Source organism: Psychromonas marina, from assembly GCF_030161115.1.
Classification (GTDB): Bacteria; Pseudomonadota; Gammaproteobacteria; order Enterobacterales; family Psychromonadaceae; genus Psychromonas; species Psychromonas marina.
The window spans coordinates 60384-77001 of sequence record NZ_BSPQ01000018.1; the positions used below are offsets into that span (position 1 = coordinate 60384).

The 16618-nt window shown below is 39.7% G+C and carries 16 protein-coding genes; 6 read left to right on the forward strand and 10 right to left on the reverse strand.

Going from position 1 to position 16618, the window contains the following annotated elements; translation table 11 throughout:
- The first annotated feature begins 180 nt into the window (after window positions 1–180).
- Both QQK09_RS16105 and QQK09_RS16110 read left to right on the forward strand, forming a co-directional pair.
- Window positions 181–675, forward strand: coding sequence for a hypothetical protein (locus tag QQK09_RS16105; protein WP_284205186.1), 495 nt, complete (start codon window positions 181–183; stop codon window positions 673–675).
- A gap of 2 nt (window positions 676–677) precedes the next feature.
- Window positions 678–1229, forward strand: coding sequence for a VTT domain-containing protein (locus QQK09_RS16110; protein ID WP_284205187.1), 552 nt, complete (start codon window positions 678–680; stop codon window positions 1227–1229).
- 48 nt (window positions 1230–1277) lie between these two features.
- Here QQK09_RS16110 and QQK09_RS16115 read toward each other — a convergent pair whose 3' ends face one another.
- The 5 genes from QQK09_RS16115 to QQK09_RS16135 all read right to left on the reverse strand — a co-directional run bounded on the left by QQK09_RS16115 (window position 1278) and on the right by QQK09_RS16135 (window position 5108).
- Complete coding sequence (locus QQK09_RS16115; RefSeq protein WP_284205188.1) at window positions 1278–1697, reverse strand: BLUF domain-containing protein; 420 nt, start codon at window positions 1695–1697, stop codon at window positions 1278–1280.
- 60 nt (window positions 1698–1757) lie between these two features.
- Entirely contained in the window at window positions 1758–2315 is a 558-nt protein-coding gene (locus tag QQK09_RS16120) for a prepilin-type N-terminal cleavage/methylation domain-containing protein (protein WP_284205189.1), read from the reverse strand.
- Between the two features lie 100 nt (window positions 2316–2415).
- A complete protein-coding gene (locus tag QQK09_RS16125; RefSeq protein WP_284205190.1) occupies window positions 2416–3282 on the reverse strand; it encodes a carboxylate/amino acid/amine transporter in 867 nt (288 codons plus the stop codon).
- Window positions 3283–3380: 98 nt separating this feature from the next.
- Entirely contained in the window at window positions 3381–3920 is a 540-nt protein-coding gene (locus QQK09_RS16130) for a DinB family protein (RefSeq protein WP_284205191.1), read from the reverse strand.
- A 204-nt stretch (window positions 3921–4124) separates the two neighbouring features.
- Entirely contained in the window at window positions 4125–5108 is a 984-nt protein-coding gene (locus QQK09_RS16135; protein ID WP_284205192.1) for an aldo/keto reductase, read from the reverse strand.
- 175 nt (window positions 5109–5283) lie between these two features.
- On the opposite strand from QQK09_RS16135, the gene QQK09_RS16140 reads away from it, so the two are divergent.
- Window positions 5284–6171 (forward strand): LysR family transcriptional regulator, encoded by an 888-nt coding sequence (locus tag QQK09_RS16140; protein ID WP_284205193.1) that lies wholly within the window; start codon window positions 5284–5286, stop codon window positions 6169–6171.
- 85 nt (window positions 6172–6256) lie between these two features.
- Window positions 6257–6724 carry a pyrimidine dimer DNA glycosylase/endonuclease V gene (locus tag QQK09_RS16145; RefSeq protein ID WP_284205194.1) on the forward strand — a complete coding sequence of 156 codons (468 nt, stop codon included), beginning with the start codon at window positions 6257–6259 and terminating at the stop codon, window positions 6722–6724.
- Here QQK09_RS16145 and QQK09_RS16150 read toward each other — a convergent pair.
- On the reverse strand, window positions 6721–7503 hold the full coding sequence (locus tag QQK09_RS16150) for an HAD family hydrolase (protein ID WP_284205195.1): 783 nt from the start codon (window positions 7501–7503) through the stop codon (window positions 6721–6723). The genes QQK09_RS16145 and QQK09_RS16150 overlap by 4 nt on opposite strands.
- 353 nt (window positions 7504–7856) lie before the next feature.
- On the opposite strand from QQK09_RS16150, the gene QQK09_RS16155 reads away from it, so the two are divergent.
- Window positions 7857–9335, forward strand: coding sequence for a peptide MFS transporter (locus QQK09_RS16155; RefSeq protein WP_284205196.1), 1479 nt, complete (start codon window positions 7857–7859; stop codon window positions 9333–9335).
- A gap of 60 nt (window positions 9336–9395) precedes the next feature.
- Here QQK09_RS16155 and QQK09_RS16160 read toward each other — a convergent pair whose 3' ends face one another.
- Entirely contained in the window at window positions 9396–10280 is an 885-nt protein-coding gene (locus tag QQK09_RS16160) for a LysR family transcriptional regulator (protein ID WP_284205197.1), read from the reverse strand.
- A 148-nt stretch (window positions 10281–10428) separates the two neighbouring features.
- On the opposite strand from QQK09_RS16160, the gene QQK09_RS16165 reads away from it, so the two are divergent.
- A complete protein-coding gene (locus QQK09_RS16165; RefSeq protein WP_284205198.1) occupies window positions 10429–11091 on the forward strand; it encodes a cation efflux transmembrane domain-containing protein in 663 nt (220 codons plus the stop codon).
- 166 nt (window positions 11092–11257) lie between these two features.
- Here QQK09_RS16165 and QQK09_RS16170 read toward each other — a convergent pair whose 3' ends face one another.
- The 3 genes from QQK09_RS16170 to QQK09_RS16180 all read right to left on the reverse strand — a co-directional run bounded on the left by QQK09_RS16170 (window position 11258) and on the right by QQK09_RS16180 (window position 16614).
- Entirely contained in the window at window positions 11258–11902 is a 645-nt protein-coding gene (locus tag QQK09_RS16170; protein WP_284205199.1) for a pyrimidine 5'-nucleotidase, read from the reverse strand.
- Between the two features lie 169 nt (window positions 11903–12071).
- Complete coding sequence (locus QQK09_RS16175; RefSeq protein ID WP_284205200.1) at window positions 12072–13550, reverse strand: efflux transporter outer membrane subunit; 1479 nt, start codon at window positions 13548–13550, stop codon at window positions 12072–12074.
- Window positions 13540–16614 (reverse strand): efflux RND transporter permease subunit, encoded by a 3075-nt coding sequence (locus tag QQK09_RS16180; RefSeq protein ID WP_284205201.1) that lies wholly within the window; start codon window positions 16612–16614, stop codon window positions 13540–13542. The genes QQK09_RS16175 and QQK09_RS16180 overlap by 11 nt, the downstream gene beginning before the upstream one ends.
- Window positions 16615–16618 lie beyond the last annotated feature (4 nt).

The window sequence follows — 16618 nt, forward strand, 5'->3', positions numbered from 1 at the left end:
TGTTTTAATAAAGAGACAGGGCAATGGACGATGCCCTTTCTCTGTTCTGCTATTTGGTTCAAAATACATCTCCGTTCAATAGCAACCTATCCCGCAGTTTTCTCTAAATACCCGCCAATTAATAGCCCTTTTAACCTTAAAGCGATAATATTCCTCAATAAATAATTATGAGGATTGTTAATGCAAATACAACATCGGCTAATGGCAATATGGGCCAACAAATATGTTAAAACCCTAATGAAAGTGATTCTCGCACTGCTTATCTCTCTTTCACTGACTCTCGTTTGTATCCTCTATACCCCTACTATTTTCAAATCCACGCTAAACAGTGGCCTGGATCTATTACCTAAAAACAAGTTCATCGATTATAAAGTACAAAACAAAACCGAGTTTGCCACAGAATGGCTTGAAGCCTCTGACGCCCTGAAAGATGATCAAGCAATGTTTGACCTATTACGAACAACACTGCCGAGTACCAGTAAAAAAGACACTTTTTTTGCGCATATGTTTGTGGTCCATGATTACCCTGCCCCCTGCTTCTTTACCATTTTTGGTAAACACAGAACGATTGATGTTACCTGGACGGTAAAGGGCATCCGCTGTAAAGGATCAAAACAATGTAATAACCCGCAATTCATCAGCCAATGCCCACCCCGTAAAATAAGGCACAAGTGAATATGCGAATACTAAAAATAGTTATTTGGATAACCCTTGTTGCTCTTGCTATTTTGGGGATGCGCTGGCTGACCAGTAACTATAGTGTGAGTGAACTACAAGATGCGATAGAAGCCTATTATTGGTATATTTTATCGGCTTACGCACTACTTATTTCAATAAGAGGATTACTGTTTATCCCGACTATGCCAGTGATTATTATGATGGCGAGCTCTATTGATTATTGGGTTATGTTCAGTGTCACTTTAGTGGCGACCTGTTGTTCTGCTTATTTGGTGTGTCTGGCTGTTGACCACCTCGATATGCACAAAAAAATACAGGCTTTACCGAGTAAAACATTAAAACGCGCACAGGAAAAAATCAACTCGTCGGGGATGGCTGCAATAACTGGCTGGGCTTTTTTCCCGCTCGTCTTTACCGATATTATCGTCTACATTGCACGCTTGTCTGGGATGTCCTACAAACAAATTTTATTAGGTATCGCAATTGGTGAGGGGTTACTAATTTTTATTATTATTGCGTTAACCGAATGGTTGATTGCACTTTTACAATAAAGCATTAAAAACATTAGCGAAGCAATGTTTCAAACACCCTATTGCAGTTTAAAATGAAGTGAAATTTTTCTTAAATTCAAGCAATAACTGATGGGCTCCGATGCCTGATAGTTGGTAAGGATTAAACGGCAATGATGTGGAAAATTTCAAGATCAATGGGTCAGTAAATTGTGAGGTTGGAATATACCCCATACACCAATCATTGAAGTCACGCACATCTATCGGTGTGTATTCAAGCATCACAACATTTGAGTGCCTCTCGTCAGTGAGAATTTTATTGTAAGTTTGGTTAATTGCATCTCGCGAACCTTCTAAGCATTGAATAAAGTATTCATCTTTGAAACAGAGCATGCCCGTAATGCCATTTTTAGTATTGTTTACCCGCCCTACCTTAAGGATATCTTCAAGTGAAGTTGTGCCAAATTTATCGGTGATCGTACTGACATAAATTAATCGCGTTAGAAACATATTACCCTCACTGGTTATAAATAATGTTGCTATTAAATATAATCAATGTTCCTAAAAAAGCTAACAGCCGTCAGTAATTGAGCCAGTGTGGTAAATTTCTTTGGATGCTTCATTTATATAAAATGCATAGCAACCATTGGAATTTAAGGTATAGCCGTTAGGCCAAATGTAGGACACTCTATCTAAACCACCATTTGAACTTAGAGGAAAGTTAGGAACCGTTACATACCCAGGCTTACCAACATACATATTACCTAGAATACAAAATTCAGGCTCATCACAAGCAACGGTTTCCCAGTTGCGCGTCCATGATGAAGGCACATCGATCTCCAACAAGGCGCGAAGGCTTCCAGCACTTGCATCGGGCATGCCAGCAGTTAATGAAATAGTTTGATCTAAGTATTCAACACTGCTCTCTGCGTTATCTATTTCAATGCGGGCGATAGCCAATGTCATCGCACTACTTAATGCCGCTTCAACACCTTGTACGCTAGCTGAAACGGCGCTACTACGAAGGTTTAAAAATTTTGGAGCAGCTATCGCAGCAAGAATACCCAAAATGATAATGACAATTACAAGCTCAATGAGCGTAAAGCCTTGCTGTTTTTTATGTACCATCAAACATTCCCTGTAAACTTATTCTTCAAAAATATTACTGCTGCAACTTATTATTGAGAGTCTTAATAATAAACATTTATTAAGTTGGCAACATCAAAAATCATTTTTTGGCAGCAACATTGCTCGCATTATTGATAAATTGATTCACCAATAATGCAGCGAAAATGATAGCGGCACCAATACCCAATCTGAGTAAATCAGCATCTTGATTCCAGATGATCACATTCACTAAAATACCCGCGGGAATAAGCAAGTTATTCATCACCGCCAACGTACCAACATCAACCAAGGTTGCCCCTTTATTCCAGGCAAAATAACCTATGCCAGATGCAATGGTGCCTAAATAGATCAGCACACCCCATTGGGTAGAGGTGGTAGGCAGTTTATTGCTGTCGCCAAATAAAAAATAACAGATAATAGCAACACAAAGTGCGCCAATAAAGAACCAACCAAAGACCACTTTATGATCCAACTTACTCTGTATCATTAGACGCTTATAGGCAACTTGACCCGTGGCAAAACAGATATTAGCCGCTTGTACTAATAATAAACCGATCACAAAGTCGCTATCAATGCGTTCATAGCGAATAGCCACTGCACCAAATACCGCCAGAATGGCAACAATAAAGAATTTTGAATTAAAACGTCGATCAAGTGCGTCATTAAATAGGGTTATATAAATAGGTGTCATGACGGTAAACAGTAACACTTCAGGGACTGATAGGTGTAAGAAAGAGTGATAATAAAAGCTATACATTAACCCTAGCTGCACAGCACCAATCAACATAAGTTTAACTGCCACTGCACGTGGGGTTTGTTTAAAACTCAAAAAAGGTAAAAACACCATCGTGGCTAACACAATACGTAACAAGACGCTAAACCATGCATCAACCTGACCCGCTAAATAAACACCAATTAAACTAAATGAAAATGCCCAAAGTAAGGTCACCGACAACAAATAAAACATATAAAATCAATCCGTTAATTTTTAAAGTCGATTAGTTTATCCTATAAATTCAGGCATTTCTGCCCTATCAGCGTAATAGCGGTGTTTATTCTGCGTATTTAAGGTTGCACATTTGGCTGTATAAACACTAAATCTGTAATTCCCACATCTAATCCTGACTGGCTCAGCAGCGTGGTTACCTGTCCGCGATGATGTGTCTGATGATTAAACAGGTGCATCAACAAATTAAATAGGGTTTTATTTGCGGCGACACCTTTACTATTTTGGTAGCTAATAGGTTGCAACAGTTGTTCATCGGTTAACAAGGTGGTTAGTTCTAATAGCGTTTCATCTAATAACTGGCGGCGATCTTTTAGATCATTAAAATTATTGGCAATAAACTGTTCCAGTGATGCAGCCATTTCTAGTGCCATGATTGGCGCAAAATCCGGAAAATCTTTTAACACCGGTGAAAAACGTTTTAGCCACAGGGTATCACCGACACAAAGGTGATTTAATGTCGCAAATATTGAACCAAAAAAAGCCCCTTTATCTTCATGTAATTGCTCTGGCGAAAGTGTCCCCACTATTTCATATACTTTTTGATTCATCCACTGGTTATAGTCCGCCATTAAATAGACATGATCTTTTAACTGCATAATGCTCTGCTCCTTATAAATTATTACTGTTATTTGAATGCACACCTTATTGAATTTTTATTATTTTAAAAGTAATAAATGCAAAATAATGGATTTTATCGTTAGCTACGCTTACTTTAGGAGTAAAGGAGATTTAGAAGTAAAGGGGAGTCATTTATTACACTCTGTCCTATTTGGCAAAGTGTAATAACGTTTTTTAAATGGCTATGGCATCTCTTGCCCGCGAGAAGAGGCATATAAATTATACCAATCTTCTCTGCTCAATGTCACTAATGGGGCTTGTGCACAGGCCTTAATTCTGTCGAGGTGCGTGCTGCCAATAACAGGTTGGATTTTCGCAGGGTGGCGCATTAACCATGCTAATACAATCGCTTCGCTGGCAACATTATATTTATACGCTAATTCTCTGACTAACTCTGCTGTTTGTTGAATATGCTGTGGATGATGCGATACATCTCGACCTGAAAATAAACCTTGAGAAAGGCTGCCCCATGACTGTAGTTGAATCCCCTTTTTACGACAGTACTCTAATGACCCTGCAGTAAAGTTAATATCACGCCCATCTGCATTGCCGGTCATTATCCCCTCTTCTAACCAATCTAATTTAGCCAAGCTAATCTCAATCTGATTGACAACAATTGGTGTATCGAGTGCCGACTGTAGGTAGGATATTTGATGCTGGTTCATATTAGACACACCAAAGTGACGCACTTTCCCGCTACTTTTCAGCACCGACAAGGTATCAGCAATCTCATCCAACTCCATCAGCGGATCAGGTCGATGCAGCATAAAAATATCTAGGTATTCAGTCTGTAAGCGTTCCAAGATATTATCAACTGAGCGACTCACCCACTGCGCAGAAAAATCATAACGCTTAGGCCCCTCATTATCAGCAAAACGGATACCACACTTCGATTGAATAATCATTTTCTCACGTAGTTCAGGGCGCTCTGCTAATACGTTTCCAAACGCTTTTTCAGCTTTACCCAAGGTATATATATCAGCATGGTCAAAGAGATTAATGCCCACTTCTAATGCGGTATCAACCACTTGGTGTGCTTGGTTAATATTTTCACGTGTCACTGGGTTATTATCCCACCCACCGCCAAGCCCCATACAACCGTATGCTAAGGTACTCATGTTTGGAAAATATTCATTTAATGGTATGTTGCATTGCTTTGTTTGCATATTTTTACTCAACCTAACTGTTATGTTTCGACGATTAATAATTGTTTAGTTTAATGGCTGAAAGACAAAACAAAAGAGCACAATAATGAATTCATTATTTGCTACAAAAAACAATAGAGCTTTATTTTAGCTATGAAGTACAATAAAGACAGCCATTTATGATCGGATGTCACCTATGCAGCAACATAAAAAAATTGAATGTTTAATGTTATTTGTAGAAATCGCTCAACAACTCAGTTTTACCAAAGCAGCACAAAACCTATCAATATCTAGAGGTTATTTGTCTGAGCAGATAAAAAAATTGGAACAAGAGCTAAAATGTCCGTTGTTAATACGCACGACACGTAGCGTACGTTTGACGCCCGAAGGAGAGAAAATACTCACCCAAGGAAAAAAAATAAAAGCAACAATGCTAGGTTTAGAACGCAATATTCATCAGCAGCATAACGGCCTCTCTGGTAGCTTAAGGATCACTGCGCCTAAAATGTTTACCGAACGATTTCTCTTAACTATCTGTGATGATTTTAGAACACACTATCCGCAAATAGATTTCATCATTGATTCGAGTTATATCAATTACGACTTAAATCAAGACGACTTTGATTTGGCCTTTCGTGCCACCTTAAACCCACCTCAAAATATGGTTGCCAAAGAATTATTTGCCTATCAACACTGTTTATGCGCTTCGCCTGAATATTTAGCACAATATGGTAGCCCTAAAAATATTAAAGCCCTGAATACCCACCATTGCTTATCAGCACAGGAGCCTCCGTGCTGGCCTTTGCAATCCGGTGATGCGACAGTGAACGGATGGTTAACGTTGAATGATCATTACTTACTCAAGCAGCAAGCACTTGCAGGAAAAGGGATCATTCGCGTTGCAGATTATTATGTTGAAAGAGAGCTACAACAGGAAACGCTACAAAAAGTATTAGAAAAGGAATATATTGATGGTCAGAGTATCTACTTGCTTTACCCACAACTGATCTACCCTTCCGAAAAACTAAAAACATTTATTCAATTTGTTCTGGAGAAGCTAAATACCAACAAGAAAAGCGATTAACTGACCACTTAAATTGATCTTATCCAAACTTATCTCGTATTTAATTGATAACTGTGATGACTTAATTAACAAAGGTGAGCAATTAATGAATATTTTTGTACTAGAGAACGAGATTAAACAATGTGCGCAATCTCATTGCGATCAGCATGTCGTTAAAATGATTTTAGAAAGTGTACAATTACTTTGTACAGCCTTGAATAAAAAAGGCTTTACCACCCCCTATAAATCAACCCATATCAATCATCCATCAGTATTGTGGGTTGAACAATCCTATGATAATTTTTTATGGCTTAAAGCGTTAACCATTGAGCTCAACATTGAATATAAGTATCGCTACCAAAAACAATCTGACCATAAATCGATCGCAGTACTTGAACAACTTAATGAATATCAATATCCAGCAATAGGATTAACGCCATTTCCTCAAGCGATGCCGGATCAATATAAAGTCAAAGGTGATCCGGTCAAGGCGTATAGAAACTTCTATCTCGGTGACAAAGCTAAATTTGCAAAATGGACTAAACGCAAACCACCGAGTTGGTTTACGGTTTAACTCATCCTTTGGATTAACTCAGCGACACTGTCATATACCTTTAAAGCAACTGCTTTGGCTTCTGGTCGTGCATTGTTTACCGCATAACCATTAAACCTTTCTAACATCGGGATATCATTAAGATCATCACCAATCACCGCGACAGCTTGTTCATCGATGCCTATATGTTTAACAACAACCTCCACTCCGCTGGCTTTGCTAATACCTTTAGGCACAATATTGATATAATTTAAATTCAAAAACACCTCTACTTGTGTGCCATACTTACTAAGAATCTCCTCCCTTAGCATTACCGCCATTTCAAAGTTATCACTCCAACACCCAATCAATAACACCTCGTTATCAAGTGCCGTTTCGATGCTCTTTGAGTATATCTTTGAATTTCTCTCAAAAATTTCTCGTGCAACATCATTAGTCAGACTAGCGGTTCTATTAGTCTGATTACAGCCATCAAAACCATTAGAGACAATCAATTCATCACCCATCGATAGTTTTAACATATCAACAAGATCCCTCGCTAACTTATCTTCGAACGTTTTTTTAAACAAAACATTATTAGCAGCATCCACAACTAAAGAGCCATTAAGCGCAACAAGATAGTCGTAATCGATATTTCTTACCTTTTTTTCATGCATCATGCTGGCAACATCACGACCAGTACTAATCGCAAACATATTGCCATTTTCTCTCCATGTATCTACCGCATTGAGGTTAATTTGTAAATCTTGCGCATCATGCCTATGGAAGGTTTTGTCGTAATCTGAAGCGATTAATTTCATGGTATTTTACACCTCTATTTTATTTTAAGTTTGATAGGTCAATATAATCTCACAAGCGCATGAATAAAACCATTAAGACAACGCCTAATTTATCGTCATAAATCCATCTTTAGTTAACCATAACAACTCATTAAGCCCATCATGATGAACAAAAATAACAACAAGGTTTTACCCTGCGGCGCACTTTGTAGGACTGAATCCTCACTTGAAGAGTTAGTGATTACAGCAACTCTTGCTAAATTCCACAGTACTTAATAGCAGTTAGCTAAATAGAAATAACTGCTTTTCCATCCCCCGCTACAAGTACAACCTAAGTATATGTAACGAAACATAAATATCGAGAGCTTGAATATATGTGGAACAAACTTAATAAGTCGATGATGCTCTGCCAAATGTTATTTGGCTTATCATTCTATGGTGTGCTGGTTAGCCTTACGCGATTTTTTTTAGAAGATTTAAACTACGGTGAATCCGACACCATGATGGTTGTTGGTGCTTTTGCAGCAATCGGGCCGCTGTTTGCAATAGCGGGTGGTTTTATCGCTGATAAGATACTCGGCGCTTACCGTTCACTCACTATCAGTTATGTTGCATTTGTAGCAGGCTATGCATTGCTCATTGCCGGTGCAACAACGATGCATGTTCCTACCGCAATGGCAGGTCTTGCATTAGCAAGTTATGGACGCGGTTTAATGTCCCCCTCTTATCCTAGCCTATACAAGCGCACATTTTCATCTCAAAAAGAGTTTGAAAAAGGTTACCCAATCAATTATTCCGTAAACAATATTGGCGCTTTTGCAGGACAATATTTTTTCCCGATACTGGTACTGTACATTGGATTTACTGGTGGGTTTATCCTGTCAGCAGTGATGGCTGCAGTGGCGTTATTTTTATTAGTGATACTACAAAAACCTTTTTCAGCACTTGGAAAATCGATCGATCAAAAAACAGTATCAGCAAAAAGTTGGTTTATTTTTGCGATTGTCTCTTTCATCATGGTTGCGCTGGTTTTTTTCATGTTCTCTAATATGGATATCGGTCAAAATATTGTTTATGCCATCGGCTTGCTTGCAATCGGCTACTTTATTTCCTTAATGTTCAAAGTAGATCCAGCTGAAAAGCTGAGAATGGGCACCATTTTAATAATGACATTTTTAACCACCTGCTTTTTTGTTTATTACGGTCAAATGATGACCTCGATGAACATCGTTGCACTCAACACGCTTAAGGGTAGCTTGTTTGGCTTTATCCCTCTGCAACCTGAAGCGGCAATGGCGATGAATCCACTGTGGTGTATGCTTGGAGGACCATTAGTTGCCCTTGCTTTTTCAACTCTCGAGAAAAAAGGGATCCATCTATCAACAGCGATTAAAGTATCAGCGGCTTTTGTACTGACAGCAATCGCATTTGGGATTTTAACCTTTTTCGTTTCTAACGTCGGGGCTGATGTGGCGATAAGACCTGAAGTCTTCCTTGCGGTACACTTTTTCCAAGCGCTTGCTGAAGTCATTGTCGGCTCAATGGTGGTTGCTTTTATATTATCCGTTGCACCTCAGCATATCGAAAACTTTTCAGTGAGTCTGTTTTCTGTGGCAATCGCACTCAGCGGTATTTTGGGTGCCGCATTATCAACACATATCGCCCTTGAAAAAGGACAAGTTTTAACACAACAGATAGCACAACACGTATATGGTGAATACTTCCAAATGTTAACTATCATGGCAGTAGTAATGATCGGCGTAGCACTGATTGCTGCTAAGTTGATCAGTATTATGTTGAATAAAGCTGAACAGTATGACGCGATCAGTAACAATGAACTCAAGGTTTCTTGATAACTGAAATAATGAATTAGCAGCAGGTATGCGCGATTATAATACCTGCTGCTAATAGCCTTATACGCTAACTGATAATAAATATTGCTCAACTTCCGCTGAAATCCACTTAATAATGACACTTTGCGCATTTTCAGTTTTAACCAATTCACCATAGGGTAACCAATGCATTGCACGGTTATACTTCACCACCCCCAATAAACCTGCAAGTAATGGCTCCTTGATTAACAACCAAGGGACATAAGACCAGCCTGCTTTATCAATCACTGCATCACGGATATGTTCGTAAAAGGTTAACGCGATGAAGTTACTTGAGAGTGATGGCGTGCTCGTTAAATTAGCTTTATCGATAAATGCCAAGGTGATCTGAGTATATAATTCAAGATCGGTATTATGTACCTTCTTGAGTTTATTCAATGGGTGCTCTGCATGTGCAACACACATCATTCTAATTTTCCCTAACTCTTGCTGTTGCGTCCTTTTGGCATCGTTGTAAGTGGGCAATAACCCATATGCAACATCAACCGTATTTTGCTCAACCATCGTCTCAAGTTCTGGGGATGGCGCAATATAAATTGATAAGTTAGTACTCGGAAAACGCTGGTTAAGCTTATAGAGTAAAGTTCGCCAAAATTGCTCCGGCAAGGCATCATCGCGAACAATACGAAGCGTCATATCAATATCTTCCAAATGCTGTGCACATTTTGTATGTATATCATTTTTCAATGCAACTAAACGCTGGCAATCATCGGCAATCGCTTCACCAATTGAGGTAGCAGAAATTCGATTACCGCTGCGATCAAACAATTTAACACCCAACTCATCTTCGAGCGCCGATAATGCCGAACTTAAAGTCGTTCGACTTTTACCCATCTGGCGTGCCGCCGCCGCAATAGACCCTGTATTTAGGGTACATAGCAGCATCTCAATTTGATTTATATTCATTACAGCCCCTATTATCGATTGAACACTATTTATGATACTCTAGCCAACACAATCTAGCGACGAATTAATCAACGCTGAGGGACTAGTGAAATAGCGTCATCTTGGTTATTCTATCCCCTCATTCATTTATAGTTAAAGAGTTTTACCAATGGTCACCCAGTCAGTACGCATCAAAAAAGAGCGTCATTTACTTCTATTTTCAAGCTTAATCGCATTACTTTTTGCTCTTACCGGAATAAGCCTAGGCTGGTGGATGGGATCATTAGTGATTTTATTCGACGGCGCTTATTCCTTTTTTAGTTTAGCGCTAACCTTAGTTTCACTGGCTGCTGCGGCTTATATAAATCGTCCAACTAATACAGCAAACCCCGCTTTTGTGGAAAATGCAGTGATTGCATTTAAAGGCGCAGTGATTACGTTAATGTGTCTATTCTCATTATATTCTGCGCTGGTTGCGCTGTTTTCTGGAGGCCAAGAGGTTGATGCTAATATCGCGTTAATATTTGCTGTCGTCAATGTCGTCGGTTGTACCCTGTCATACCTTGTCATGAAACGAGGTGCCGCTAAAATAAACTCACCACTGGTGGATGCAGAATCCAAACAGTGGGTGATGGATGCCATCATCAGCGGTGCTGTGTTGGTTGGCTTTTTATTAGCTAAAGGTTTAACGCTGACGGCGTATAGTGCTTATGCCGTGTATGCCGATCCTATTATGGTGGTCATTGCTTCACTGTATTTCGTGGCTATTCCAGTCAAGATGACCTTTACAGCGCTAAAACAGCTGCAAACGTTGCAGTTAAAAACCGTTTAATAAAATAGTTTTATAGCCATTACATTAAGGAATTTTGTGCAGGAAAAATAGCTTAATTCAAAGCGGAAGTTGACGTAAATTTTTGTTCTCTTTACGAAACTTACAACGCAGAAATAAGCTATTTTAACCAGAGGAATTGATCCGCTGTTTAGCCATATTGGTATCATTACTTTATTAACGATGCAACAAAACTAGGTAGGTCTTCGGTTTTATAACAGGCATCGTGTTTATCAATGTCACTTCGATTTACCAGAACAGTACGCATCCCTAATTTTTTTGCTGTCGCGATATTTGATACTTGATCGTCATAAAACGCAGCATCCGACGCTTCAAAACCAAAGTGTTGGCAAATCGTATTAAAGGCATGCGGATCCGGTTTCATTTTATAGCCGGTCTGCTCGACACTAAAAATACCATCAAAGCAGTCATATAAATCAATGTGTTTTAATACTCTTGTCGCATAAGGCAGTGGCGAGTTGGTAAAGACATAACGTGATTTTTTAAAGGCATGTAATGCGTCTTTCAGCTTGGTTGCTTTTTCAACGTTATCTAGATTAACCTGATGAGAGAACTCAGAAAATTTATTCAGGTCGACACTTGGATAATGCAGTTGAATACCTCTAATGGTACCGCCATAACGTTGATAATAATCGTCACACAGCGTATTAGAGTCTTCAATGGAAATACTTAGTTCATGGCTAATGAAATTACGCATTCTAGGTGCAATTTGCTCTAAGATGGCATTTTTAGGGTGGTATAGCGTATTGTCAAGATCAAATAGATGAACATCACGCGCTAATAATGGAGTCAAAGGAATGCCTCTTAAGTTATCGGTAAATGCGGATACTATCACCCTTTCTTACAAAAGCTCAATAGGGTCGCTTAGCCTACTGAACTCGGAATTTTAATCTAAGAAATAAAAAAGCACCGAACGTTTCACGTCCAGTGCTTTATATTCAATACTGCGTTTACTGCATCAATTACAGCTTCCAATCCCCCCCTAATGCTTTATGAACAGAGACAATCGATTGTGCAGTTTGTAGTTGAGCTGCAATGATGCGCTCCTTGATCATATTATGTTGGCGCTGTGCATCTAATACAGCCAGGTGATTAATTAATCCCGCTTTGTATAGAGAGCGTGCTTTATCCAATGCTTTTTCACTTTCATTGGCAGCTTCAGTCATTTTTTGCTGGTATTGCTGACTGTTGTCATAGGCATAAAGCACCGTTTCAACTTCACTAAATGCACCATTCACCGTATGTTGGTACCCTAGCATCGCATTCTTGGTTTTAGCTTCTTGAATATCCACTAAAGCTTCGCCACGCCCGCCATCAAAAATATTCCAATTCACGCCCACAGCACCTCCCCACGCGAGTGAATCACTGCTAAATAGATCACTCACATCACCCGCCACTAAACCGGGCCCGCCGGTTAAAAACACTTTAGGATAACGATTGGCAACAGCAACCCCTAGTTCTTTATCTAAAGCAGCGATTTCACGTTCAGCAATACGTATATCAGCACGACGTTTCAATAAGTCAGAGGGTAATCCGACCGGAATAAGTTCAGTGAGCTCTGGTATCGGTTGCGATTCACTTAATTGCATTTCCATCTGCTCATTAGACTCCGCTAATAAAATACCTAAACGTTGCTGGTGGATATGAGCAGCAATATTTAGCTGTGGCAATATAGCCTGCATCGAAATAAGCCCCGTACGCGCTTTCGCTAAATCCAATTCTGAGCCATAACCACTGTTAACCATTTTTTCGACTAATGCTAAGGTACGCTTTTGATCCTCTATTGTTTCATTCGCCAACGCATAACGTGCTTTGGCACCACGATATTGAATATAGTTATGGATAACATCTGCGGTGATCAATGTATTCAGTGCTTCCTGATAGATAACTACCTGTTCAACACGAATAGCAGCAGCATCTGATTGATTATCTAAACGACCAAATAAATCGAGTTCCCAAGAAATATTAGCGCCCGCAAAAAATCCATCATTTTGCTGATCCATCACGGTGACACTTTGCCCTAGCATCGGCTGCATACTACTGGGTACTGAAACCGGGGAAACAGCAGCGCCTAATAATGGATCATTCTCACTGATCTGATAATTATAATATCCCGCACCAAGGCTCACCGTGGGCACTTTAAACGACGCGACCATTTGTTGATAGGATTGCGCCATTTGAATTCGTTCCGATGCCATTTTTAACGGAATATTTTGTTGCTGTGCTTTTTCCACTAATGCATTTAAAACAGGATCATTAAAAGCCATCCACCAATTACTAACATCGGCAATAGACGTTTCACTAACGCCCTCGGTTAATGTGTACGCTTGACTTAATGTCATGTCAGGCACTTCGCTTTGTGGGGCTAAACTACAGCCGGTTAAGATCGAGGTCAGCATGATAGCTAAAGGCACCTTTTTAAAATAATGTTTAGCTTTCATGAGTAATCTCCTTAGATAGGTCTGCTGCAGCAAGCGCTTTATTGTCGCTATTTTGATAACTTAATTTGTATAACGCAGGCATCACCAGTAATGAAAGGAATGTCGCTGCAACTAGACCACCAATAATCGTAGCGGCCATCTGATCAAATAAAGGATCTGATAATAATGGAATCATGCCAAGTGCCGTGGTTAATGCCCCCATCGAAATAGCCATGGTGCGGTTTAAGGTTGCTTTTTTAATTGCATCTCCCAAATTCAAGCCTGATTTACGCTCTAGCTCAATTTGATCCATCAATACAATACCGTTTTTTATGATCATGCCCGATAACGCAATCGCACCAATTAATGCCATGTAACCAAAAGGTTTATCAAACAAGACTAAGCTGATACTTGCCCCTGTTGCAGCCAAAGGCACAGTAAACATAATAATCAGAGGTTGTTTAAAACCATTGAACATCGCCACTAAAATGATCGTCATTAAAATGATCGCTTTAGGTAAGTTCGAGAAGGTATCCATTAAAGAGATTCGTTCATCACGGTACTCACCGCCCCACTCAAAACGATATCCATCAGGGATAATAATGGCTTCAATATCATCAGCTAACTCTAAGCGGACTTCAGAAGCTGTGCGTCCAAACGTTGCCGCTTGCGCAGTAATTGCTGGTAAACGATCACGACGCCATAACATGCTATCTTCTTGCGTTAACTCAAATCCATCAATGACTTGCCCTAATGGCACACCATGTAAACCTAACATTGATTTCACCTGAATGTTTTCAAGTGAGCTCATATCTGAATGCTGTCTTTTAAGCGAAATAGGTAACATGCGATCATCTTCGCGCATAATACCAAGCGGTACCCCTTGAGTTGCACGTCGCATCGACATCGCAATATCTGCTCGGTTGACACCCGCTCTTCGGGCTTTGTCTTGATTAATGATAGGCGTTAGTACTTTACTAGTCTGGCGCCAATCGTTACGAGCATATTTCGTATTAGGATGAGCCGCAAAAACCAATTCAGCTTCACGTGATAAACGTTTTAGGACCTCGGGATCAGGTCCCATAAAGCGCGCTTCCAAAGTGAATTTATCTTTGGTTGCTAATTTTAAAGATCTAAATCGAGGCTCAGCCTGTGGAAATTGCATCGCTAACCATTTATCACCGCGCGTCACTAATGCTTCAATGGATTGATGATCTATCGTATTAACGACGATTTGCCCGTAACTTGGATCTAATGGCTCTGGTTCAACGGTAACCGAAAAACGAGGGGCACTCGCACCAATAAAACTGGCAATATTAATCACTTCAGGCTGCTCTAATAACCATGCTTCAATACGTTGCATATCAGCCTCAGTACGCTCTATTTGCGCACCATTTGGCAGCCAATAATCGACAAATACCATCGGTCTGTCTGAGCTAGGCATGAAGTTCACTGCGATTAAGTTTACAAACACAGCGGTGATTAACAGTAATGGCACTAATAAGGCTAATGTACGTTTAGGGAAATCAACCGTCCAATGTATTACATTCGTCAGGTAAGCCATTAATTTATTGGGTTTTGTTTGCTGTGTTTTTTTCGGTTTTATCCATAACCAACACAATAATGGCGTTAATGTCATGGCAACAAACCAAGACAATAATAACGAAGCACACATGATGTAAAATACTGAGATAGCAAATTCAGCAGCATCACTATTAGAAAACAGAATCGGACTCGTCCCTAACACTGCAATGATGGTTGCAAATAACAGCGGTGACACGGTTTCCTGTACGCTACTTCGCGCAGCTTCAAAACGCTCCATGCCTTTATTGATTTTACTGACAAACATATCGGTGATCACAATTGCATTGTCCACCAGCATACCCAACGCTAAAATAAAGGTCCCCAGTGAAACACGCTGTAAATCTATACCCGTTGCATACATGAAAATCAGCGTCAGTAAGATGGTGACAATTAAACTAGAGCCTACTATTGCCGCACTTTTAAGGCCCATGAATAACCACAAAACGAGCACAACAATAAGAATACTTTCAATGATATTGCCGACAAAATTATCAATTGATTTTTGCACTTCATAGGGCTGAAAAGCTACTGTGCCAATTTCTACACCAACGGGTAATTGTGCTTGATACTGTGCAAGGACCTCATTAATAGTGTCGCCTAAAGACACAACGTTAATACCATCTGATGGGCTAACGGCTAAGGTAACCGCGTCTAATCCATTGTAACGACTCATGGTTAATGCTGGTTTTTGATAGTCGACATAGACATCTGCAATGTCACCTAAGCGAATAAGTCCAGTACCTAAATGACTCACGCCACCTTTCAACATGAAGTTTTTAATATCTTCAACTGACTGAAACTCACTACGTTGGTTAATACGAATAGATTCATCTTGCGCACTAATAGTACCCGCATCAAAAATCATATTTTGCGTATTTAATTGGTTGATCACCTGAAGTGTGGATAATTGATAGTTGGCTAAGTGTTCGTCATTTAAGTCAATATTGACGGCTTGCTCGCGCACACCGTGAAGTTCAATTATTTTAATGCCTTTCACTGTTTTTAAACGGCGCTGTAACTCTTTCGCATATTCACGTAGTTTAATAGGGGCAACATCTTTCCCATAAACCGAAAAAAGCATCCCATATACTTCAGAGAATTCATCTTGAATAATACTAATTTGAGCAGAAGCCGGTAACGATAACTTAACATCATTCACCTTTCTTCTCAGCAAGTCCCATTGCTGTGGCACCTCGGCAGATCGTACCGACTCTTCAAGGTCGATGAAAATCATCGACATACCCGGTTTAGATAAAGAGCGTAACTCTTTTAACGCGCCCATTTGTTGTAGTTTTGTCTCAATAACATCGGTCACCTGCGCCTCTACTTCTTGCGCTGATGCGCCAGGGTAAAGTGTCACTACAACGGCACTTTTAACGGTAAACGTAGGGTCTTCTAACTTACCCAGTTTAAAATAAGAGAGACCACCCGCAACAATACAAAGGGTAATAAAAAACAAGAAAAAGGTACGTTGACGTATCGCAAATTCAGCTAAATTCATGGTG

Excerpts from the sequence above, each read along its gene's own strand:
- QQK09_RS16150 (WP_284205195.1), bottom strand. The coding sequence starts at position 7,503 with ATGAAATTAATCGCTTCAGATTACGACAAAACCTTCCATAGGCATGAT.
- QQK09_RS16180 (WP_284205201.1), bottom strand. The coding sequence starts at position 16,614 with ATGAATTTAGCTGAATTTGCGATACGTCAACGTACCTTTTTCTTGTTT.
- QQK09_RS16120 (WP_284205189.1), bottom strand. The coding sequence starts at position 2,315 with ATGGTACATAAAAAACAGCAAGGCTTTACGCTCATTGAGCTTGTAATT.
- QQK09_RS16130 (WP_284205191.1), bottom strand. The coding sequence starts at position 3,920 with ATGCAGTTAAAAGATCATGTCTATTTAATGGCGGACTATAACCAGTGG.
- QQK09_RS16115 (WP_284205188.1), bottom strand. The coding sequence starts at position 1,697 with ATGTTTCTAACGCGATTAATTTATGTCAGTACGATCACCGATAAATTT.
- QQK09_RS16160 (WP_284205197.1), bottom strand. The coding sequence starts at position 10,280 with ATGAATATAAATCAAATTGAGATGCTGCTATGTACCCTAAATACAGGG.
- QQK09_RS16140 (WP_284205193.1), top strand. The coding sequence starts at position 5,284 with ATGCAGCAACATAAAAAAATTGAATGTTTAATGTTATTTGTAGAAATC.
- QQK09_RS16175 (WP_284205200.1), bottom strand. The coding sequence starts at position 13,550 with ATGAAAGCTAAACATTATTTTAAAAAGGTGCCTTTAGCTATCATGCTG.
- QQK09_RS16165 (WP_284205198.1), top strand. The coding sequence starts at position 10,429 with ATGGTCACCCAGTCAGTACGCATCAAAAAAGAGCGTCATTTACTTCTA.
- QQK09_RS16145 (WP_284205194.1), top strand. The coding sequence starts at position 6,257 with ATGAATATTTTTGTACTAGAGAACGAGATTAAACAATGTGCGCAATCT.
- QQK09_RS16110 (WP_284205187.1), top strand. The coding sequence starts at position 678 with ATGCGAATACTAAAAATAGTTATTTGGATAACCCTTGTTGCTCTTGCT.
- QQK09_RS16105 (WP_284205186.1), top strand. The coding sequence starts at position 181 with ATGCAAATACAACATCGGCTAATGGCAATATGGGCCAACAAATATGTT.
- QQK09_RS16155 (WP_284205196.1), top strand. The coding sequence starts at position 7,857 with ATGTGGAACAAACTTAATAAGTCGATGATGCTCTGCCAAATGTTATTT.
- QQK09_RS16125 (WP_284205190.1), bottom strand. The coding sequence starts at position 3,282 with ATGTTTTATTTGTTGTCGGTGACCTTACTTTGGGCATTTTCATTTAGT.
- QQK09_RS16135 (WP_284205192.1), bottom strand. The coding sequence starts at position 5,108 with ATGCAAACAAAGCAATGCAACATACCATTAAATGAATATTTTCCAAAC.